Origin of the sequence: Pseudomonas sp. B23(2017) (assembly GCF_002113725.1) — a bacterium.
Taxonomy (GTDB): Bacteria; Pseudomonadota; Gammaproteobacteria; order Pseudomonadales; family Pseudomonadaceae; genus Aquipseudomonas; species Aquipseudomonas putida_Z.
Window position 1 is genome coordinate 203600 of sequence record NZ_NEJM01000003.1, and the last position, 21867, is coordinate 225466.

The 21867-nt window shown below is 63.6% G+C and carries 17 protein-coding genes; 8 read left to right on the forward strand and 9 right to left on the reverse strand.

From position 1 onward, the window contains the following. The first annotated feature begins 150 nt into the window (after positions 1-150). The 6 genes from ttgA to CAG46_RS06675 all read left to right on the forward strand — a co-directional run bounded on the left by ttgA (position 151) and on the right by CAG46_RS06675 (position 9357). Complete coding sequence (gene ttgA, locus CAG46_RS06650; RefSeq protein WP_025340483.1) at positions 151-1305, forward strand: toluene efflux RND transporter periplasmic adaptor subunit TtgA; 1155 nt, start codon at positions 151-153, stop codon at positions 1303-1305. Positions 1306-1308: 3 nt separating this feature from the next. After that, positions 1309-4461 (forward strand): multidrug efflux RND transporter permease subunit TtgB, encoded by a 3153-nt coding sequence (gene ttgB, locus CAG46_RS06655; RefSeq protein ID WP_075046219.1) that lies wholly within the window; start codon positions 1309-1311, stop codon positions 4459-4461. Then, complete coding sequence (locus tag CAG46_RS06660; RefSeq protein WP_025340485.1) at positions 4458-5915, forward strand: AdeC/AdeK/OprM family multidrug efflux complex outer membrane factor; 1458 nt, start codon at positions 4458-4460, stop codon at positions 5913-5915. Before ttgB ends, CAG46_RS06660 begins: the two co-directional genes overlap by 4 nt. Positions 5916-6276: 361 nt before the next feature. After that, entirely contained in the window at positions 6277-7533 is a 1257-nt protein-coding gene (locus CAG46_RS06665; protein ID WP_075046220.1) for an OprD family porin, read from the forward strand. Positions 7534-7714: 181 nt separating this feature from the next. Continuing rightward, positions 7715-8638 carry a LysR family transcriptional regulator gene (locus tag CAG46_RS06670; protein WP_025340487.1) on the forward strand — a complete coding sequence of 308 codons (924 nt, stop codon included), beginning with the start codon at positions 7715-7717 and terminating at the stop codon, positions 8636-8638. A gap of 194 nt (positions 8639-8832) precedes the next feature. Next, positions 8833-9357, forward strand: coding sequence for a DUF962 domain-containing protein (locus tag CAG46_RS06675; protein ID WP_085614267.1), 525 nt, complete (start codon positions 8833-8835; stop codon positions 9355-9357). A 113-nt stretch (positions 9358-9470) separates the two neighbouring features. Here the strand turns inward: CAG46_RS06675 and pcaC are convergent, their stop codons facing one another. From pcaC to pcaR, 9 genes are all read right to left on the reverse strand, one after another. Next, positions 9471-9866, reverse strand: a complete 396-nt coding sequence (gene pcaC, locus CAG46_RS06680) for a 4-carboxymuconolactone decarboxylase (RefSeq protein ID WP_003259581.1) — start codon at positions 9864-9866, stop codon at positions 9471-9473. 11 nt (positions 9867-9877) lie between these two features. Continuing rightward, a complete protein-coding gene (pcaD, locus tag CAG46_RS06685) occupies positions 9878-10669 on the reverse strand; it encodes a 3-oxoadipate enol-lactonase (protein WP_015271650.1) in 792 nt (263 codons plus the stop codon). Between the two features lie 11 nt (positions 10670-10680). Next, a complete protein-coding gene (locus CAG46_RS06690) occupies positions 10681-12033 on the reverse strand; it encodes a 3-carboxy-cis,cis-muconate cycloisomerase (protein WP_085614268.1) in 1353 nt (450 codons plus the stop codon). Positions 12034-12042: 9 nt separating this feature from the next. Further along, positions 12043-13332 carry an MFS family transporter gene (locus CAG46_RS06695; RefSeq protein ID WP_025340491.1) on the reverse strand — a complete coding sequence of 430 codons (1290 nt, stop codon included), beginning with the start codon at positions 13330-13332 and terminating at the stop codon, positions 12043-12045. Positions 13333-13517: 185 nt separating this feature from the next. Further along, the gene (pcaF, locus tag CAG46_RS06700; RefSeq protein ID WP_178080684.1) at positions 13518-14723 is read right to left on the reverse strand and encodes a 3-oxoadipyl-CoA thiolase; all 1206 of its coding nucleotides are present in this window, start codon (positions 14721-14723) and stop codon (positions 13518-13520) included. Beyond that, entirely contained in the window at positions 14720-15499 is a 780-nt protein-coding gene (locus CAG46_RS06705) for a CoA-transferase subunit beta (protein ID WP_015271653.1), read from the reverse strand. Before CAG46_RS06705 ends, pcaF begins: the two co-directional genes overlap by 4 nt. Beyond that, the gene (locus CAG46_RS06710) at positions 15496-16356 is read right to left on the reverse strand and encodes a CoA transferase subunit A (protein WP_015271654.1); all 861 of its coding nucleotides are present in this window, start codon (positions 16354-16356) and stop codon (positions 15496-15498) included. Before CAG46_RS06710 ends, CAG46_RS06705 begins: the two co-directional genes overlap by 4 nt. Positions 16357-16595: 239 nt before the next feature. Beyond that, the gene (locus tag CAG46_RS06715; protein WP_025340493.1) at positions 16596-17942 is read right to left on the reverse strand and encodes an MFS transporter; all 1347 of its coding nucleotides are present in this window, start codon (positions 17940-17942) and stop codon (positions 16596-16598) included. Between the two features lie 411 nt (positions 17943-18353). Continuing rightward, positions 18354-19244: a pca regulon transcriptional regulator PcaR gene (gene pcaR / locus CAG46_RS06720; protein ID WP_256575059.1), complete on the reverse strand. Its 891-nt coding sequence runs from the start codon at positions 19242-19244 to the stop codon at positions 18354-18356. Between the two features lie 489 nt (positions 19245-19733). On the opposite strand from pcaR, the gene CAG46_RS28880 reads away from it, so the two are divergent. Both CAG46_RS28880 and CAG46_RS06730 read left to right on the forward strand, forming a co-directional pair. Beyond that, positions 19734-19934: a hypothetical protein gene (locus tag CAG46_RS28880; protein ID WP_178080683.1), complete on the forward strand. Its 201-nt coding sequence runs from the start codon at positions 19734-19736 to the stop codon at positions 19932-19934. A 313-nt stretch (positions 19935-20247) separates the two neighbouring features. Next, complete coding sequence (locus CAG46_RS06730) at positions 20248-21720, forward strand: inorganic phosphate transporter (RefSeq protein WP_085590382.1); 1473 nt, start codon at positions 20248-20250, stop codon at positions 21718-21720. The last annotated feature ends 147 nt before the right edge of the window (positions 21721-21867 follow it).

The following is a 21867-nucleotide window of genomic DNA, read 5'->3' on the forward strand; positions in this document are numbered from 1 at the left end:
CCCGAGTACAACCCAGCGGTATTTACAAACAACCATGAATGTAAGTATATTCCTTAGCAAGCTATTTATCCACCGGATAGCAATTTTTCCAGATCAAGACTCTTCCATTACTCTTGAGCGTCTCCCAGCTCCAGCGACCCGAGGATCCTCATGCAATTCAAGCCAGCCGTTACCGCTCTGGTTTCCGCCGTCGCCCTGGCAACCCTGCTCAGTGGCTGTAAGAAAGAAGAAGCAGCGCCAGCGGCGCAGGCTCCTCAGGTCGGCGTCGTGACCATCCAGCCCCAAGCCTTCACCCTGACCTCGGAATTGCCGGGGCGTACCAGTGCCTACCGCGTCGCCGAAGTGCGCCCGCAGGTCAACGGCATCATCCTCAAGCGCCTGTTCAAGGAAGGCAGTGAGGTCAAGGAAGGCCAGCAGCTGTACCAGATCGACCCTGCCGTGTACGAAGCCACCCTGGCCAATGCCCAGGCCAACCTGCAGGCCACCCGCTCGCTGGCCGAGCGCTACAAGCAGCTGATCGACGAACAGGCTGTCTCCAAGCAGGAATACGACGACGCCAATGCCAAACGATTGCAGGCCGAGGCTTCGCTCAAAAGCGCGCAGATCGACCTGCGCTACACCAAGGTCCTGGCACCGATCAGCGGCCGTATCGGCCGTTCTTCGTTCACCGAAGGTGCACTGGTGAGCAATGGCCAGGCCAACGCCATGGCCACCATCCAGCAACTCGACCCGATCTACGTCGACGTCACCCAGTCCACCGCCGAGCTGCTCAAGCTGCGCCGTGACCTGGAAAGCGGCCAGCTGCAAAAGGCCGGCGACAACGCCGCCTCGGTGCAGCTGGTGCTGGAAGACGGCAGCCTGTTCAAGCAGGAAGGCCGCCTGGAGTTCTCCGAAGTCGCGGTCGACGAGACCACCGGCTCGGTCACCCTGCGCGCCCTGTTCCCCAACCCCGATCACACCCTGCTGCCAGGCATGTTCGTGCATGCGCGGCTCAAGGCCGGGGTCAACGCCAACGCCATCCTGGCCCCGCAACAGGGCGTGACCCGCGACCTGAAAGGCGCGCCGACCGCGCTGGTGGTCAACCAGGAGAACAAGGTCGAACTGCGCCAGCTCAAGGCCAACCGTACCCTGGGCAGCGACTGGCTGATCGAGGAAGGCCTGAACCCGGGCGACCGCCTGATCACCGAAGGGCTGCAGTACGTGCGCCCGGGCGTCGAGGTCAAGGTCAGCGAAGCCACCAACGTCAAGAAGCCGGCCAGCCCTGTTCAGGCCAACGCGGCGAAAGCAGACGCCAAAGCGGAGTAAACCATGTCGAAGTTCTTTATCGATCGCCCGATCTTCGCCTGGGTGATCGCCTTGGTGATCATGCTGGTCGGCGCCTTGTCGATCCTGAAGCTGCCGATCAACCAGTACCCCAGCATCGCGCCGCCGGCCATCGCCATCGCCGTGACCTACCCGGGCGCCTCGGCGCAAACCGTGCAGGACACCGTGGTACAGGTGATCGAGCAGCAGCTCAACGGTATCGACAACCTGCGTTATGTGTCGTCGGAAAGTAACTCCGACGGCAGCATGACCATTACCGCCACCTTCGAGCAGGGCACCAACCCAGACACCGCGCAGGTGCAGGTGCAGAACAAGCTGAACCTGGCCACCCCGCTGCTGCCGCAGGAAGTGCAGCAGCAAGGTATCCGCGTCACCAAGGCAGTGAAGAACTTCCTGCTGGTGATCGGCCTGGTGTCCGAAGACGGCAGCATGACCAAGGACGACCTGGCCAACTACATCGTCTCCAACATGCAGGACCCGATCTCGCGTACCGCGGGTGTGGGTGACTTCCAGGTGTTCGGTGCGCAGTACGCCATGCGTATCTGGCTCGATCCGGCCAAGCTGAACAAGTTCCAGCTGACCCCGGTCGACGTCAAGACCGCCGTGGCCGCGCAGAACGTGCAGGTGTCCTCCGGCCAGCTCGGCGGCCTGCCGGCCATGCCGGGTACCCAGCTGAACGCCACCATCATCGGCAAGACCCGCCTGCAGACTGCCGAGCAGTTCGAGAAGATCCTGCTCAAGGTCAACAGCGACGGTTCGCAGGTGCGTCTGGGTGATGTCGCCCAGGTTGGCCTGGGTGGTGAAAACTATGCCGTCAGCGCCCAGTTCAACGGCAAGCCGGCCTCCGGTCTGGCAGTTAAACTGGCTACCGGTGCCAACGCCCTGGACACCGCCAAGGCCCTGCGCCAGACCATCGCCGACCTGGAACCGTTCTTCCCGCCTGGGGTGAAAGCGGTATTCCCGTATGACACCACCCCGGTGGTCACCGAATCGATCAGTGGCGTTATCCACACCCTGATCGAAGCCGTGGTCCTGGTGTTCCTGGTGATGTACCTGTTCCTGCAGAACTTCCGCGCCACCATCATCACCACCATGACCGTACCGGTTGTGTTGCTGGGTACCTTCGGCATCCTTGCCGCTGCCGGCTTCAGCATCAACACCCTGACCATGTTCGCCATGGTCCTGGCCATCGGCTTGCTGGTGGACGACGCCATCGTCGTGGTGGAGAACGTCGAGCGGGTGATGTCCGAGGAAGGCTTGCCGCCCAAGGAAGCGACCAAGCGCTCGATGGAGCAGATCCAGGGTGCCCTGGTGGGTATCGCCCTGGTGCTGTCGGCGGTACTGCTGCCCATGGCGTTCTTCGGCGGCTCCACGGGTGTGATCTACCGGCAGTTCTCCATCACCATCGTCTCGGCCATGGGCCTGTCGGTGCTGGTGGCGCTCATCTTCACCCCGGCCCTGTGCGCCACCATGCTCAAGCCGCTGAAGAAGGGCGAGCACCATGTGGCCAAGCGTGGCTTCTTTGGCTGGTTCAACCGCAACTTCGACCGCAGCGTAACCGGCTACGAGCGCAGCGTGGGTACCATCCTGCGCAACAAGGTACCGTTCCTGCTGGCCTACGCGCTGATCGTGGTCGGCATGATCTGGCTGTTCGCCCGCATCCCTACCGCGTTCCTGCCGGAAGAAGACCAGGGCGTATTGTTCGCCCAGGTACAGACCCCGGCCGGCTCCAGTGCCGAGCGCACCCAGGTGGTGGTCGACCAGATGCGTGAGTACCTGCTCAGCGAAGAGGCCGACACCGTGGCTTCGGTGTTCACCGTCAACGGCTTCAACTTCGCCGGCCGTGGCCAGAGCTCGGGTATGGCGTTCATCATGCTCAAGCCGTGGGATGAGCGCTCCAAGGAAAACAGCGTGTTTGCCCTTGCCCAGCGCGCCCAGCAGCACTTCTTCACCTTCCGCGATGCGATGGTGTTCGCCTTTGCCCCGCCTGCGGTGCTCGAACTGGGTAACGCCACCGGCTTCGACGTGTTCCTGCAGGACCGCGGCGGTGTCGGCCATGCCAAGCTGATGGAAGCGCGCAACCAGTTCCTGGCCAAGGCCGCGCAGAGCAAGATCCTCAGCGCCGTGCGCCCGAACGGCCTGAACGACGAGCCGCAGTACCAGCTGACCATCGATGACGAGCGTGCCAGCGCCCTGGGCGTGACCATCGCCGACATCAACAACACCCTGTCGATTGCCCTGGGTGCCAGCTACGTCAACGACTTCATCGACCGTGGCCGGGTCAAGAAGGTGTACATCCAGGGCGAGCCGAACGCGCGGATGAGCCCGGAAGACCTGCAGAAGTGGTACGTGCGCAATGGCGCCGGCGAAATGGTGCCGTTCTCCTCCTTCGCCAAGGGCGAATGGACCTACGGTTCGCCGAAGCTGTCGCGTTACAACGGCGTCGAGGCAATGGAAATCCTCGGTGCTCCGGCCCCGGGCTACAGTACCGGTGAAGCCATGGCCGAGGTCGAGCGCATTGCTGGCGAACTGCCAAGCGGCATCGGCTTCTCCTGGACCGGCATGTCCTACGAGGAAAAACTCTCCGGTTCGCAGATGCCGGCACTGTTCGCCCTCTCGGTACTGTTCGTGTTCCTGTGCCTGGCAGCCCTGTACGAAAGCTGGTCGATCCCGATCGCCGTGGTACTGGTAGTACCGCTGGGTATCATCGGTGCCCTGATCGCCACCAGCCTGCGCGGGTTGTCCAACGACGTGTACTTCCTGGTCGGCCTGTTGACCACCATCGGCCTGGCGGCGAAAAACGCCATCCTGATCGTCGAATTCGCCAAGGAACTGCACGAGCAAGGCCGCAGCCTGTACGACGCGGCGATCGAGGCGTGCCGCATGCGTCTGCGCCCGATCATCATGACCTCGCTGGCGTTCATCCTCGGCGTGGTACCGTTGACTATCGCCAGCGGCGCCGGCGCCGGCAGCCAGCACGCCATCGGTACTGGCGTGATCGGCGGCATGATCAGTGCGACCGTGCTGGCTATCTTCTGGGTACCACTGTTCTTCGTCGCAGTGTCGTCACTGTTCGGCAGCAAAGAGCCGGAAAAAGACGTCACCCCTGAAACTCCACGTTATGAGGCTGGGCAATGACCAAGTCTTTGTTGTCCCTGGCAGTAACCGCTTTCATTCTTGGCGGCTGCTCGCTGATCCCTGACTACCAGACCCCGGAATCGCCGGTGGCTGCGCAGTGGCCGCAGGGCCCTGCGTACTCGCCGACGCAATCGGCGGAAGTTGCCGCCGCCGAGCAGGGCTGGCGCCAGTTCTTCCACGACCCGGCACTGCAGCAGCTGATCCAGACTTCGCTGGTCAACAACCGCGACCTGCGCGTTGCCGCGTTGAACATCGACGCCTACCGTGCGCAGTACCGCATCCAGCGTGCCGACCTGTTCCCGGCGGTTTCGGCCACCGGCAGCGGCAGCCGCCAGCGCGTACCGGCGAACATGTCGCAGACGGGCGAAGCGGGCATCACCAGCCAGTACTCGGCCACCCTGGGCGTCAGCGCCTATGAGCTGGACCTGTTCGGCCGCGTACGCAGCCTGACCGAGCAGGCCCTGGAAACCTACCTGTCCAGCGAGCAGGCGCGTCGCTCCACGCAGATCAGCCTGGTGGCCAGCGTGGCCAACGCCTACTACACCTGGCAGGCCGACCAGGCGCTGTTCAAGCTGACCGAAGAAACGCTGAAGACCTACGAGGAAAGCTACAACCTCACCCGTCGCAGCAACGAAGTCGGCGTAGCCTCGGCACTCGACGTCAGCCAGGCGCGTACCGCCGTGGAAGGCGCCCGGGTCAAGTACTCGCAGTACCAGCGCCTGGTCGCCCAGGACGTCAACAGCCTGACCGTGCTGCTGGGCACCGGCATTCCCGCCGACCTGGCCAAGCCTCTGGAGCTCAATGCCGACCAGCTGGCCGAAGTACCGGCCGGCCTGCCGTCGGACATTCTCCAGCGTCGCCCGGACATCCAGGAAGCCGAGCACCTGCTCAAGGCCGCCAATGCCAACATTGGCGCGGCCCGCGCAGCGTTCTTCCCGAGCATCAGCCTGACCGCCAATGCCGGCAGCCTGAGCCCCGACATGGGCCACCTGTTCTCGGGCGGCCAGGGCACCTGGCTGTTCCAGCCGCAGATCAACCTGCCGATCTTCAACGCCGGCAGCCTGAAGGCCAGCCTGGACTACTCGAAGATCCAGAAGGACATCAACGTCGCCAAGTACGAAAAGACCATCCAGACCGCCTTCCAGGAAGTCTCCGATGGCCTGGCGGCGCGCAAGACCTTCGAAGAGCAGTTGCAGGCGCAACGCGACCTGGTGCAGGCGAACCAGGACTACTACCGCCTGGCCGAACGCCGCTATCGCATCGGTATCGACAGCAACCTGACCTTCCTCGACGCCCAGCGCAACCTGTTCAGCGCCCAGCAGGCACTGATCGGCGACCGCTTGTCGCAGCTGACCAGCGAAGTCAACCTGTACAAGGCGCTTGGCGGTGGCTGGTACGAGCAGACCGGGCAGGCCAACAACCAGCAGGCAGCGGTGGAAGCACCGAAGAGCTGATTGGAGCTGTCAAAGCATCAAGCCCACCCTCGCGGTGGGCTTTTTGTTTTGTGTTGCCTGAACCGGCCTCTTCGCGGGTGAACCCGCTCCCACAATGTTTTGCATAAATGCTGAAGGCTGTGCAGTACCTGTGGGAGCGGGTTTACCCGCGAAGAGGCCAGTGCAGGAGAACAATTAACCAACCAGAACATTCTGTTCGATTATCGCCCGCTTCCGTTTGTGGCGAATTGCCTCACCCCAGCCCTACGCCGCACCATCCTCCCCACGCAACGTTGCCCCGGTTCATCCCAAAAGACCCGCACCTGCAGGCCGCATCCTGCAGCGTACCGGCTCGCCCATAAAAACAAGAGATCCACGACAGATGAGCACTTTGCAACCCGCACGCCAGCTGCTGCCCGGCCTGTTGGCCATGTCCTGCGCACTCCCCGTGTTCGCCGCCGACCAAGGTGGTTTCCTGGAGGACGCCAAGGCCACCCTCAATCTGCGCAACTTCTACATCAACCGCAACTTCGTCGACCCGGCCCATCCGCAGGCCAAGGCCGAGGAGTGGACGCAGAGCTTCATCCTCGACGCCCGCTCCGGCTTTACCCAAGGCACCGTCGGTTTCGGCGTGGATGTACTGGGCCTGTACTCGGTCAAGCTCGACGGCGGCAAAGGCACCACCAACACCCACCTGCTGCCGGTGCACGACGATGGCCGCCCGGCCGATGACTTCGGCCGCCTGGGCGTGGCACTGAAAGCCAAGCTGTCCGAAACCGAGCTGAAAGTGGGTGAATGGATGCCGGTACTGCCGATCCTGCGCTCGGACGATGGCCGCTCGCTGCCGCAGACCTTCCGCGGTGGCCAGCTGACCTCGAAGGAAATCGCCGGTTTGACCCTGTACGCCGGCCAGTTCCGCGGCAACAGCCCGCGCAACGACGCCAGCATGGAAGACATGTCGCTGAACGGTAAGGCCGCATTCACCTCCGACCGTTTCAACTTTGGCGGCGGCGAGTACACCTTCAACGACAAGCGCACCATGATCGGCCTGTGGGATGCCCAGCTCAAGGACATCTACCGCCAGCAGTACCTCAACCTGGTGCACAGCCAACCCCTGGGCGACTGGACCCTGGGCGCCAACCTGGGCTACTTCATCGGCAAGGAAGACGGCGCCGAACGCGCTGGCGAACTGGACAACCGCACCGCCTCGGCCATGCTCTCGGCGCGCTATCAGGGCCACACCTTCTACGTCGGTCTGCAGAAAGTCAGCGGCGACGACGCCTGGATGCGGGTCAACGGCACCAGCGGCGGCACCCTGGCAAACGACAGCTACAACTCCAGCTTCGACAACGCCAAGGAGCGCTCCTGGCAGGTGCGCCATGACTTCAACTTCGCCACCGTCGGCGTGCCAGGCCTGACCCTGATGAACCGCTACATCAAGGGTGACAACGTCACCGCAGGCGGCGTGGACGATGGCAAGGAATGGGCGCGGGAAACCGAATTGGCCTATGTGGTGCAGTCGGGAAGCTTCAAGGACCTGTCGGTGAAGTGGCGCAACTCCACCATGCGCCGGGACTTCAGCACCAACTCGTTCGATGAGAACCGGTTGATCGTGAGTTACCCGCTGAATCTCCTCTGAATTCTTCAGGTTCACCACAGTTTCAGAATCTGTGGTGAACCTGTGGGAGCGGGTTTACCCGCGAAGAGGCCAGAAGCCACAGCAAATAACCATAAGCTATAAACAAATCAATAAACCTTCTTTGACGACATATGCAGCAACCGCTTGAATAGGCCCCTGATCCCCGCCCCAGAGCCGTGACATGGACCTCCGTCAGCTGCGCTACTTCATCGCCCTCACCGAATACCGCAGCTTCGTCCGTGCCGCCGAGGCCATGGGCATCACCCAACCCGCCTTCAGCCGTGCCATCCAGAGCCTGGAACACAGCTTCGGCTGCCCACTGGTCGACCGCGCCAGCAAAGCCCTGCCGCCCACCCCCGAAGGCCTGGTGGTGCTGCAACATGCCCGGCGCCTGGTACAAGGTGCCGCGCAGCTGAGCAACGAAGTGCTGCAGATGACCAAGCTCGACGCCGGCGAGCTGCATTTCGGCAGCGGCCCGGCGCTGGCTGTGCGCCTGGTGCCCGACGCCCTGCGCCACTTTCTCGAACGCCACCCGGGCATCCGCACCTCGCTGCTGGTGGACAACGCCGAACGCCTCGGCCAGGCCCTGCGCCGCGAGCAGATCGAGTTTTTCGTCGACGATATCCGCCCGTTCGAGGCCGACCCCAACTTCCACACCGAGCCCCTTTCACCGCGCCCCGGCCTGTTCTTCTGCCGCCCGGGGCACCCATTGCTGGCCAAGGACAGCCTGTCGACCAACGATCTGTTCAGCTACCCGCTGGCCAGCGCCCTGCTCGCCCCCGGCGTGCGCAAGCGCCTGGCCAACCTGAGCGGGCGCAGCGATTTCACCCCGCACCTGCAAACCGAGCACCTGGCCGTGCTGCGCAGCGTGGTGGAAGCCAGCGATGCCATCGGCACCGCCAGCGAGGAAGCCGTGGCCGAAGACCTGGCCAGCGGCCGCCTGGTGCGCCTGCACTGGCGCAACCTGCCACCGGCGCTGGAAGTGCTGAGCGTGCGCTGTGGCGTGGTCAGCCGCAGCGGTTACCGGCTGTCGCCGGCGGCGCGAGCGATGATCGAGACGCTGGTGGGGCTGGATATGCCAGTGCGGGCTGCTGCCATTCGCTGAGCTGATGATGGTGGCAGGGGCGGGCTATCCTGAGCTATATCGGTCGCCTGTACCGGCCCTTTCGCGGGTGAACCCGCTCCCACAGGCACAGCGCAGCCCTCAGGAGTTGTGGTGCCCCCTGTGGGAGCGGGTTTACCCGCGAAGAGGCCAGAACAGGCAATACACCTCGATCAGGCAACCAGGGAGGCACAACAATGAAAACCCTCGTCGACCACCTGAGCCAATACGCCAGCTACCACCGCGACCCACGCAACATCGCCACCCACTTCGTCGGCATCCCGATGATCGTGCTGGCGGTCACCATCCTGCTGTCGCGCCCTGGCTGGGAGGTAGCCAGCATGTGGCTGTCCCCTGCCCTGCCGGCGGCGGCAGCCTCGGTCTGGTTCTACCTGCGCCTGGACCTGCGCTTCGGCCTGGTGATGGGGTTGTTGCTTGGGCTATGCCTGTGGGTCGGCCAGGTGCTGGCGATGCAGACGACAGCGCTGTGGCTCGGTGCCGGGCTGGGGGCGTTCGTGGTGGGCTGGATCATCCAGTTCGTCGGCCATTACTACGAAGGCCGCAAGCCGGCGTTTGTCGACGATGTCAGCGGATTGATCATCGGGCCGTTGTTCGTGGTGGCAGAAGCGGCATTCATGCTCGGCCTGTGCCCGGCCCTGAAGCAAGCCGTGGAAAACAACGCCGGCCCAGTTGCCATGCGGCAGAAGAATGCGGCCATGTAAACATTCCATGGCCCTATCGCCGGCAAGCCAGCTCCCACAGGGACTGCACTGCCCTCAAGCCTGATGCAATCCCTGTGGGAGCTGGCTTGCCGGCGATAGGGCCGGTACAGGCATTACTGCTGTCGCGACTCCACGCCCAGCTCATCCCACACCGACTCAGCCATGTGGAAGGTGGCATTGGCCGCCGGAATGCCGCAATAGATCGCGCTCTGCATCAGCACTTCCTTGATCTCGTCGCGGGTCACGCCGTTGTTGGCCGCCGCGCGCAGGTGCAGTTTCAGCTCGTCGTTGCGGTTCATGCCAATCAGCATGGCGATGGTGATCAGGCTACGGGTATGGCGCGGCAGGCCCGGGCGAGTCCAGATGTCACCCCAGGCGTGGCGGGTGATCATCTCCTGGAACTCGCCGTTGAAGTCGTTGAGCTTCTCCAGGCTGCGGTCCACGTGGGCATCGCCAAGCACTGCGCGGCGTACCTGCATGCCGGCGTCGTAACGTTGTTTCTCGTCCATGGTGGTATCCCTCAGTGAGCCAGCAGGAAGTCGAGCACGCGGCGGCTGAACGCCTCGCCGATCTCGACGTTGGACAGGTGCGCCGCCGGGAAGTCGACGTACTCGGCACCCGCGATACCGGCCTGCATGAAGCGGCCGTGCTCCGGAGTGGTCACCACGTCCTCGGTACCGGCAACGATCAGCGCCGGCACCTGGATACGGCCCAGTTGCTCGCGGTAATCGGCATCACGCACCGCCGCGCAGTTGCCGGCATAACCTTGCGGGCTGGTTTGCGCCAGCATCTGGCAGATGCGCTGGGCCTGCGCTGGCTGGGCCTGGGCGAAGCCCGGGGTGAACCAGCGGGCGATGGAGGCATCGCGCAGGTCGACCATGGCCTGCTGGCCGCCCTTGAGCACGGTGTCGATACGGGTGTTCCACACCTCGTCGTTGGCGATCTTGGCGGCGGTATTGCACAGGGTCAGGCTGTGCAGGCGCTCGCCGGCATTGATGCCCAGCCACTGGCCGATCAGGCCACCCATCGACAGGCCGACGAAGTGCGCCTTGGCAATATCCAGCCCATCGAGCAGGGCCAGCACGTCACGGCCCAGCTGTTCGATGCTGTAGGGGCCTTCAGTGACCAGCGACCCACCGTGGCCACGGGTGTCGTAGCGCAACACGCGCAAGTGCTGGCTCCACAGTGGAATCTGCGTGTCCCACATGCCCAGGTCGGTACCGAGCGAGTTGGACAGGACCAGCACCGGGGCGTTTTCCGGGCCATCGATCTGGTAATTCAAAACGCCATCGGCCAGTTGCAAGTGCGCCACAGCGGTCTCCTTCAGGCAGTGAAACGTTGATGTTCGGACACGGCGCGCGCCACCCAGACGCGGGCCTGGCCCAGGTAATGGGCAGGGTCGAGCAAGCGATCGAGTTCTTCGGCGGACAGCTCGGCGCTGACCTGCGGCTCTTCACCCAGCACGGTGCGCAGGTGGCGCTGCTCGGACACCGCGCGCAGGCAGCACTGCTCCAGCAGGTGGTGGGCGTGGTCGCGGCCCAGGCGCTGGGCAAGGACGATGCTCACCGCTTCGGCCAGCACCAGGCCCTGGGTCAGGTCGAGGTTACGGCGCATGCGCGCGGCATCCACTTCCATGCCCTCGGCAATCACCTGGGCCTGGCGCAGCGCACCAGATACCAGGCAGCAGATGTCCGGCAGGGTTTCCCATTCGGCATGCCACAGGCCGAGGCTGCGCTCATGCTCCTGGGGCATGGCGGCGAACAGCGTCGAAACCAGCCCCGGCACGCGGGTCGCGGCGCCGATCAGCACCGCGGCGCCGACAGGGTTGCGCTTGTGCGGCATGGTCGAAGACCCACCCTTGCCCGGCGCGGAAGGCTCGAACAGTTCCCCCGCCTCGGTCTGCATCAGCAGGCTGACATCACGGCCGAACTTGCCCAGGCTACCGGCGACCAGGCCCAGCACCGAGGCAAATTCCACCAGGCGGTCGCGCTGGGTGTGCCAGGGCTGCTCGGGCAGGGTCAGCTTGAGCTGCTCGGCCAGGGCTTCAGCCACCGGCATCGCCTTGCTGCCCAAGGCCGCCAGGCTGCCCGAGGCACCGCCGAACTGCAGCACCAGCAAGCGTGGGCGCAGCTCCTGCAGGCGCTGGCGGTGACGGGTCAAGGCGCCCAGCACACCGGCCAGTTTCATGCCCAGGGTCACCGGGGTGGCATGCTGCAGCCAGGTGCGCCCCACCAACGGCGTGTCGGCGTGCTGCAAGGCCTGGCGCGACAAGGTATCGGCCAGCTTGCCGAGGTCGGCTTCGATCAGGTCGAGGGCAGCACGCAGCTGCAGGACCAGCCCGGTGTCCATCGCGTCCTGGCTGGTGGCGCCCAGGTGCACATAGCGCTCGGCTTCGGGCACGCCACTGGCAATCACCTTGCCCAACGCCTTCACCAGCGGAATCGCCGAGTTGCCAGCAGTGGCGATGGCATTGGCCAGCGCGCCAACGTCATAGCGCTCGGCGTGGCACGCCGCCTCGATGGCCGCTACCGCGCTATGCGGAACCAACCCGGCAGCCGCCTCGGCCCGCGCCAGCGCCGCTTCGAAATCGAGCATGCCCTGCAGGCGGCCACGGTCTGAGAAGATCTCGCGCATGGCCGGTGCGGTGAAGTAGGCGTCGAACAGTTGGTTGGTCATGCCACGTCCTTAATCATCGTGGTGCAGGTACGCGGCCTGCTTCGGCAAGCGCAGGCTGAACAGGAAGGCAATCGCCATCATCGCTGTCACGTACCAGTAGAAAGTGTTTTCCATGCCCAAGGTCTTCAGGCCCAGGGCAACGTATTCGGCCGAACCACCGAACGCCGCGTTGGCCACTGCATAGGCCAGGCCCACACCCAGCGCACGCACCTGCGGCGGGAACATCTCGGCCTTCACCAGGCCGCTGATCGAGGTGTAGAAACTGACGATACACAACGCCAGGGTAATCAGCACGAAGGCCATGAACGGGCTGCTCACGGTTTTCAGCGCCATCAGCAGCGGCACGGTGAACAGCGTACCCAGGGCGCCGAACAGCATCATCGAATTACGCCGGCCGATGCGGTCGGAGAGCATGCCGAAGAACGGCTGCAGCACCATGAACAGGAACAGCGCGCCGGTCATCACGTAGCTGGCGTTTTTCGCAGTCATGCCGGCGGTGTTGACCAGGTACTTCTGCATGTAGGTGGTGAAGGTGTAGAAGATCAGCGAACCGCCCGCGGTATAGCCGAGCACGGTGATGAAAGCCGCCGCGTGGTTGCGGAACAGGCCCTTGATGGTACCGGCGTCCTTGTCCTGGCGGGTTTCGGCGCTGCTGGTCTCATGCAGCGAGCGGCGCAGCATCAGCGAGATCAGCGCGGCAATGGCGCCGACCACGAACGGAATGCGCCAGCCCCAGGCGCGCAGTTCATCTTCAGTGAGCAGCTGCTGCAGAATCACCACCACCAGCACCGCCAGCAACTGGCCGCCGATCAGAGTCACGTACTGGAACGAGGCGAAGAAGCCGCGCTGGCCGCGCAGCGCCACTTCACTCATGTAAGTGGCAGTGGTGCCGTATTCGCCGCCTACCGACAGGCCCTGGATCAGCCGGGCCAGCAACAGCAGCGCCGGGGCCCAGGTGCCGATGCTGGCATAGGTGGGCAGGCAGGCGATCATCAGGGAGCCGAAGCACATCATCAGCACCGAGATCATCAGGGAATTCTTGCGACCATGGCGGTCAGCGAGGCGGCCGAAGATCCAGCCACCGATGGGGCGCATCAGAAAGCCTGCGGCGAACACGCCTGCCGTGTTCAACAACTGCACGGTGGGGTCGTCGGAGGGGAAGAAAGCCGGGGCAAAGTAGATCGCGCAGAAGGCATAGACGTAGAAGTCGAACCATTCCACCAGGTTGCCTGAAGAGGCACCAACGATAGCGAAGATGCGTTTACTGCGTTCTTCGCCGGTGTAATAGGCTGAGGTCATGGTGAGTTTACTCCTGGAGGGTCGCAGGTAATTCTAGACACACCTGGTAACACACTCGTTCCGCTATCTGGCTGGCAATTAGCCTTGAGTCGCATGTGCCGGCCTCTTCGCGGGTAAACCCGCTCCCACAGGGGATGCGTGGTTCCCTGTGGGAGCGGGTTTACCCGCGAAGAGGCCGGTACAGGTCAAACCCGCTCGATGGCCAGCGCCAAACCTTGGCCTACGCCCACACACATGGTCGCCAGGCCTTTACGCCCACCGCTCTTCTCCAGCTGGTGAAGCGCAGTCAGCACCAGGCGCGCACCGCTCATGCCCAGCGGGTGGCCCAGGGCGATGGCACCGCCGTTGGGGTTCACCTGCGGTGCATCGTCGGCCACACCCAGCTCACGCAGCACCGCCAGACCTTGGCTGGCAAAGGCTTCGTTAAGCTCGATCACATCGAAATCATTCACCGCCACACCCAGGCGCTCGGTCAGCTTGCGCACTGCCGGCACCGGGCCAATGCCCATCACCCGCGGTGCAACACCGGCGCTGGCCATGCCCAGTACCCGGGCACGTGGGGTCAGGCCGTGTTTCTTCACCGCCTCGGCCGAGGCCAGGATCAACGCCGCGGCACCGTCGTTCACGCCCGAGGCGTTGCCGGCGGTGACGGTCTTGTCCGGGCCGTTGACCGGTTTGAGCTTGGTCAGGGCTTCCAGTGTGGTTTCCGGGCGCAGGTGCTCGTCATGCTCGACGACGGTCTCGCCCTTCTTGTGCGCGATACGCACCGGCACGATTTCTTCGGCGAAGAAACCGGCGGCCTGGGCGGCAGCTGCCTTCTGCTGGCTGCGCAGGGCGAAAGCATCCTGGTCAGCACGCGAAACCTGGTAATCGTCGGCCACGTTGTCGGCGGTTTCCGGCATGGAATCCACACCGTACTGGCTCTTCATCAGTGGGTTGATGAAACGCCAGCCGATGGTCGTATCTTCGAGCTTCATGTTGCGCGAATAGCCGCTTTCGGCCTTGCCCATGACGAACGGGGCACGCGACATCGACTCGACGCCGCCGGCAATCGCCAGCTCCATTTCGCCGCTGGCAATGGCGCGGAAGGCAGTGCCGATGGCATCCATGCCCGACGCGCACAGGCGGTTCAGGGTGACGCCCGGGATGCTCTGCGGCAGGCCGGCCAGCAGCAGCGCCATGCGCGCCACGTTGCGGTTGTCTTCACCGGCCTGGTTGGCGCAGCCGAAGAACACTTCGTCAACCTGATCCCACTGCACGCTCGGGTTGCGCTCGATCAGCGCCTTCAGCGGCACGGCGGCCAGGTCGTCGGCCCGCACACCGGCCAGGGCGCCGCCGAAGCGGCCGATCGGGGTACGGATGGCGTCACAGATGAATACGTCGCGCATCAGGCTTCTCCTGCCACCTGGCCATGGGCCGCGGCGGTACGGGCTTCGAGGTCACGCAGGGCGGACAGCTCGACTTCGGTAGGTTCGGCAGTGGTCTGCACATCGTCGGCAAAGCGGATCGCCCAGCCAGTGGCGGCGATGATCTGCTCGCGGGTCACACCCGGGTGGATCGCGGTGACGACGAATTCGTGGGTGCCGGCTTCCGGCTCCATGATGCACAGGTCGGTGATGATGCCGACCGGGCCATCGCCTGGCAGGCCAAGGCGTTTGCGCGAGTCGCCGCCTTCACCGTGGCCAACCGAGGTGATGAAGTCCAGCTTGTCGACGAAGGCACGCGGCGACTGCTTGAGGATGATCAGCACCTGCTTGGCGGAACCGGCGATTTCCGGTGCGCCACCGGCACCCGGCAGGCGGGTTTTCGGGGCGTGGTAGTCACCAACCACAGTCGTGTTGATGTTGCCGAAGCGGTCGACCTGGGCGGCGCCGAGGAAGCCGACGTCGATGCGCCCACCTTGCAGCCAGTAGCGGAAGATCTCGCCGGTCGGCACCACGGTGTCAGCGGTTTCGGCCAGCTCGCCGTCGCCGATCGACAGCGGCAGCACGCTTGGCTTGGCGCCGATCGGGCCGGATTCGTAGATCAGCACCACGTCTGGCGACGAGGTCAGGCGCGCCAGGTTGGCAGCCTTGGATGGCAGGCCGATGCCGACGAAGCACACAGCACCGTTGCGCAGGCGACGGGCTGCGGCGACGGTCATCATTTCGGAAGTGGAGTAGCTCATTGTGCGGCCTCCGCAGTGCTGGCCAGCTTGGCCTTGAATTCGTTGAAATCGGCAGTGCCACGGATGTAGGTGTCGATCCAGGCGGTGAACGATTCGCGGCTACGCGCGATCGGGTCCCAGGCCTGGTAGAAGCGGTTGTCACGCTCGTAGTAGCCGTGGGCATAGGACGGGTGCGCACCACCAGGTACCAGGCATACCGCGCTCAGCGCCCAGGTCGGCAGCACGCAGGCGTTCATCGGCGCCTGCAGGTCGTCGACGATTTCCTCGACGGTGACGATGCAGCGCTTGGCGGCCAGGGCGGCTTCCTTCTGCACACCGAGGATGCCCCACAGCAGCACGTTGCCCTTGCGGTCGGCCTTTTGCGCGTGGATCACGGTCACGTCCGGGCGCACCGACGGCACGGCTGCCAGCACTTCACCGGTGAACGGGCAGGTGACGCTCTTGATCAGTGGGTTGACCTTCGGCAGGTCGGAGCCGGCGTAGGCACGCAGCACGGCGAACGGCAGGCCAGAAGCACCGGCGACATAGGCGTTGGCCAGGTCGGCGTGGCTGTGTTCTTCGATTTCGATGGCGTGTGGCCATTGCTTCTCGACGGCATCACGCAGGCGGTGCAGCGAACCGACACCCGGGTTACCACCCCAGGAGAAGATCAGCTTGCTGGCGCAACCGGCGCCGATCAGCTGGTCGTAGATCAGGTCCGGAGTCATGCGCACCAGGGTCAGGTCGCGCTTGCCCTGACGGATGATCTCGTGGCCGGCGGCAGTCGGGATCAGGTGGGTGAAACCTTCGAGGGCGACGGTATCGCCATCCTGGATGAACTGCTTCACGGCTTCGTGAAGCGGGAGAATTGCAGCCATTTGGAGACTCCTGGTCAGGGTGCTTCGGTGAGCTCAGATTAAGGAGACTGGTGGGTGGCTTACAATCCGATAATCGACTATTTGTGCGATTATCGAACCGATTATTGCATCCCTACCTATCTCCCCTCACTGCCTGTAATGGCCTCATCGCCGGCAAGCCAGCTCCCACAGGTACCGCACCGGCTCGGGGCCTGATGCATTCCTGTGGGAGCTGGCTTGCCGGCGATGAGGCCATTGCGTCAGGTCGCGTCAGCGTGGCTCACCAGCCCTTTCACGATCACACCCACGGTCGCCAGCCCCGCCGGCACCAGCAACGCCGTCAGCACCTGTTCGAAGTTCCAGCCCAGCCCCAGCAGCGTCGCGCCACTCCAGGCCCCGAGAATCGCCCCGAAGCGGCCGATACCCAGCATCCACGATACCCCTGTGGCGCGGCCCTGTGTCGGATAGAAGCGCGCCGCCAGCGAAGGCATCGCCGACTGGGCGCCGTTCACGCACATGCCGGCAACCAGCACCAGCGTGGCCAATACGGTGATGTTGCCCAGGCTCTGCCCCACGGCGTACGCGAACACCCCGGCCAGCAGGTAGAAAATGCCGATCACCTTGTGCGGATTGAAGCGGTCCATGGCCCAGCCCACGCCGACGGCACTCAGCACGCCACCGAACTGGAACAGTGCGCCGATGAAGGCAGCCTGCTCCATGCTCGCGCCGCTGTCGCGCATCAAGGTTGGCAGCCAGCTGGTCAGCAGATAGACGATCACCAAGCCCATGAAGTAGGTCAGCCACAACAGCATGGTGCCCATGCCGTAGGTACCGGAGAAGATCAGCGCGAACACGTTGCGCGCGGCCACCGCCTTCTGTTCCGGCACGCTGAAGCTGCCCGCCTCGGCCACCACCTGTGGCGCGATGGGGGACAAGGTCTGGCGCACCTTGTCGGTGCCCCGATTGCGTACCACCAGGAACCGCGCCGACTCCGGCAGCCATACCATCAGCACCAGCGCCAGCAGCAACGGCAGCACGCCACCGATCACCAGCAGGCTGTGCCAGCCGTAAGCCGGGATCATCTTGGCGGAAATGAAACCACCACCGGCCATGCCCAGGTTGAAGCCGCAGAACATGCTGGTCACCAGCAACGACTTGAGGCGCTCGGGGGTGTATTCAGACAACAGCGTGGTGGCGTTGGGCATGCCTGCGCCAAGGCCCAGGCCGGTCAGGAAGCGCAACACCAGCAACTGGTCGACGTTGGTGGCATAGGCCGAGGCCAGGCTGAAGCCGCCAAATACCAGCACCGCCCCCACCAGCACGCCCTTGCGGCCAAACCGGTCCGCCAGCGGGCCGGAGCCGAGGGCACCGAAAACCATGCCGATCAATGCAGCACTCATGACTGGGCCGAGGCTGGCGCGGTCAATCCCCCACTCCTGCGACAGGGCCGGGGCGATGAAGCCCATGGCGGCGGTGTCCAGGCCATCGAGGAAGACGATCAGGAAGCACAGCAACACCACCCGCCATTGGTAGCGGGACAGCGGCTGCTGATTGATGAACGACTGGACGTCGAGGCTTTTGCCGACGTTGGTTTGCGCTTGGTTCATTGTTGTTATCCAGAATGAGGGGCACAGCCAGGCCACTGCACGCGATAAACCGGTACAGAGGACGGTAGTTTGAGGGAATGCGGCCGGCGTCAGCCTGGATATAACGGTACTGCGCGCGGGTGCGGCCGCGGCAGCGAGGGGACAGTATTCATGTAAGTGCCTCTTATTATGTTTTTCTTGTTCGGTCGGCACAGCCGACCGTTGCGAGAGACATTAATCAGCGGGCGGTGGTGGCGCAATTGACCGCGAACGACACTGTGCGTTTATCGCACAGGAAACGGTTTTTACTGTTTTATTTTGGGGCCGCTTTGCGGCCCATCGCGACACAAGGCCGCTCCTACAGGGTTACGCGATCTACCTGTAGGAGCGGCCTTGTGTCGCGAAAGGGGTGCAACGCGCCCCCGGGACACTTCAGCCAAACAACTGATGGCAAAGGTCCCGGCTGGCCGCCAGCAGGATCGGCAAGAACCGCTGCTCCAGCTCACTGCGCGTCACCCGCCCGACATGGGTACTCACATTCAACGCCGCCAACACCTGCCCCGAGGCGTCATACACCGGCACCGCAATCGAACGCAGCCCCTGCTCCAGCTCCTGGTCTACCACGCACCAGCCCTGGGCGCGCACCTGCTGGATACAGGCGAACAGCGACTCGGGGTCATGCAAGGTACGGCTGGTTCGCGCCTTCAGGTCGGCACGTTCCAGGTATTCCCGCAGGCTGGTGTCGTCCATGGCCGCCAACAGAATGCGCCCCATCGATGTGCAATAGGCCGGCAGGCGCCCGCCCACCGACAGGTCGACCGAAATCAGCCGCTCCACGGTGGCCGAACGGGCTATATAAAGAATGTCGTCACCTTCGAGCGTGGCCATGTTGGCCGCCTCGTGCAGCTGGTCGCTGATGCGGTCCAGGTAAGGCTGGGCGGAAATCGCCAGCGGCGTCGACGACAGGTACGCATGCCCCAGCGTCAGCACTTTGGGCAACAGCGAATAGGTGCGCCCGTCGGTGGTGGCGTAACCCAGCTTGATCAACGTGTGCAGGCAACGGCGTACCGCCGCACGGGGGATTTCGGTGCGGTGGCTGATCTGGGCGATGGTCAGGTGACGCTTGCGTTCCTGAAAGGCCTGGATGACTGCCAGGCCTCGCGCCAGGGAGGTCATGAAGTCCGGGTCGCCGGTAAAGGCCTGGATGCGTTTTGCCGGGGAAGCCACGATCGGCGGTGCCAGGGCTGCCGAGGCAGATCGCCCGTGCTCCGGGTTGCCCGACTCTGGATTGACGGAATCGTTGGCCAGGGTTTCGTCACTCATCGCACACCTCAAAAAAAACGCCCACTCGTGCGATTATCGAACAAACGGCCGATAATCGCAATTGACCGCTGACACTTTTACTTATACCTTTCTCATGCCACTTGTGGCTTCTTTGGAGAGACTGGTCAGGTACCCACCGTAGAAGTCCCCAGGCAACGGCCTCGCCTTTTGGCGAGGCCGTTTTTCATTACCCTCCCGGTCAACGGTCCCGCTGCTGCATTGCAACGAACTTTTGTCCGTCTTGCCTTTCAAACTTGTACGAAAGGCCCAAACTGTTGTCGGATGCATTCCGTTACTTGCGTCTGGTGATGTCAGGGTTGGGTAAATAACGATGTTCGGCGAAATATCGGTTGCTATAATCGATTGCGCAGGCCTCGACGATGCCGTGGCAATGGAACCTTCCGCTGTATCTAGCCGTTGCGGCCAGCAAGGCATGTGCACGCTGCACAGCGCATAACAACACTCATCAAACTTAATTCAGGTACTACTGTGACGAAAGATGAACTGCGCGCGGAACTCGAGCGCCAGGCTGAACGTTACAAGGATGTTTACGGTGGCGAAGTCACCACTTACGCCGCACAACCGGATCCGGAACGCAAACCTTGGCGCAAGCGCGCCAGCGTGCGCGACCAGGCCTTCAGCCAGGAACTGGAACGTATGGAAAAGGAACTGCGCAGCGACGCTCCCTGACCCCCGGGACCACGCCAGCGCGTCGTCGCCCGGCCAGCCCGGGCGCGGTCGATCTTTACTGTCCGGCCGAAGGTGAAATGGAATTACACAAATTTCATACGGCCGTTTGAACAGAAGCGAACCGGCTTTTTCTCCAGCTTTTTGCCGGTTTTCGCCAGGTTTTGCGCGTTTTAGCGGACATTTCCCTGCCTCCACGTCGCGCCGTGCACATCACGCTCCCGACAGGAAGATTGCCATCGGTCTGTCGCAGATGCATCGATTGCCAAGGTTTTCTGGCATAATCCCGCCCCCCTAAGACCGCCAGACAACCTTCATGATCGAATTATTCAGCGGACTGGATGCCTGGGTGTTGGTGAGCCTGCTGCTCGCCTTGACCTTCGTGCTCGCCTTCGAGTTCATCAATGGCTTTCATGACACCGCCAACGCGGTAGCTACCGTCATCTATACCAAAGCCATGCCGCCGCACCTCGCCGTGTTCTTCTCCGGCGTGTTCAACTTCCTTGGCGTTCTGCTCGGCGGTGTCGGGGTGGCCTATGCCATCGTGCACCTGCTGCCGGTAGAGCTGCTGATCAATGTGAACACCGGACACGGCCTGGCCATGGTCTTCTCGCTGCTGGCTGCGGCCATCACCTGGAACCTGGGCACCTGGTACTTCGGTATCCCCGCCTCCAGCTCGCACACGCTGATCGGCTCCATCCTCGGCGTCGGCCTGGCCAATGCCCTGATCAACGACATCCCGCTGGGCGACGGCGTCAACTGGCAGAAGGCGATCGACATCGCCATGTCGCTGGTGGTCTCGCCGATGGCCGGCTTCGCCGTTGCCGCTCTGGTACTGATCGGCCTGAAGTGGTGGCGCCCGCTGTCGAAGATGCACAAGACCCCCGAGCAGCGCCGCAAGCTCGACGACAAGAAGCACCCGCCGTTCTGGAACCGCCTGGTACTGGTGGTTTCGGCCATGGGCGTGAGCTTCGTGCACGGCTCCAACGACGGCCAGAAAGGCATCGGCCTGATCATGCTGGTGCTGATCGGTATCGTCCCGGCCAAGTTCGTCCTCGACCTGAACAGCACCACCTATCAGATCGAGCGTACCCGCGACGCCACCCTGCACATGAGCCAGTTCTACCAGCGCAACGCCGCCACCCTGGGCGAGTTCCTGGCACTGGGCAAGGCCAAGTCCAGCGACCTGCCGGAGCAGTTCAGCTGCAACCCGCAGCAGACCGAGCCGACCATTGCCGCGCTGCAGTCCTCGCTGCAGGGCGTGACCGACTACCACAGCCTGAGTGCCGACAAGCGTGTCGAAGTGCGCCGCTACCTGCTGTGCCTGGACGACACGGCGAAGAAGGTCGGCAAGCTGCCAGGCCTGGAAGCCCGTGAAAAGGCCGACCTGGAAAAACTGCGCAAAGACCTGACTGCCACCACCGAGTACGCCCCGTTCTGGGTGATCGTGGCCGTCGCTCTGGCCCTTGGCCTGGGTACCATGGTCGGCTGGAAGCGTGTGGTACTGACCGTTGGCGAGAAGATCGGCAAGCAGGGCATGACCTATGCCCAGGGCATGTCGGCGCAGATCACCGCGGCTTGCGCCATCGGCATGGCCAACATCTTCGCCCTGCCGGTATCGACCACCCACGTGTTGTCGTCCGGTGTGGCCGGCACCATGGTCGCCAACAAGAGCGGCCTGCAAGGCGGCACCGTTAAGACCATCCTGCTGGCCTGGGTACTCACCCTGCCTGCGTCGATGGGCCTGGCGGCCGGCCTGTTCTGGCTGGCGTCCAAAGCCATTGGCTGAGTGATACCGCAATAGATAAAGGCGCCCTCTGGCGCCTTTTTCGTATCCGCAAACGCACACGCCTCCTGTAGGAGCGGCCTTGTGTCGCGAAAGGGCTGCAGAGCAGCCCCAGCAATTTGTGCATCTGCGCTGAAATCCGGGGGCTGC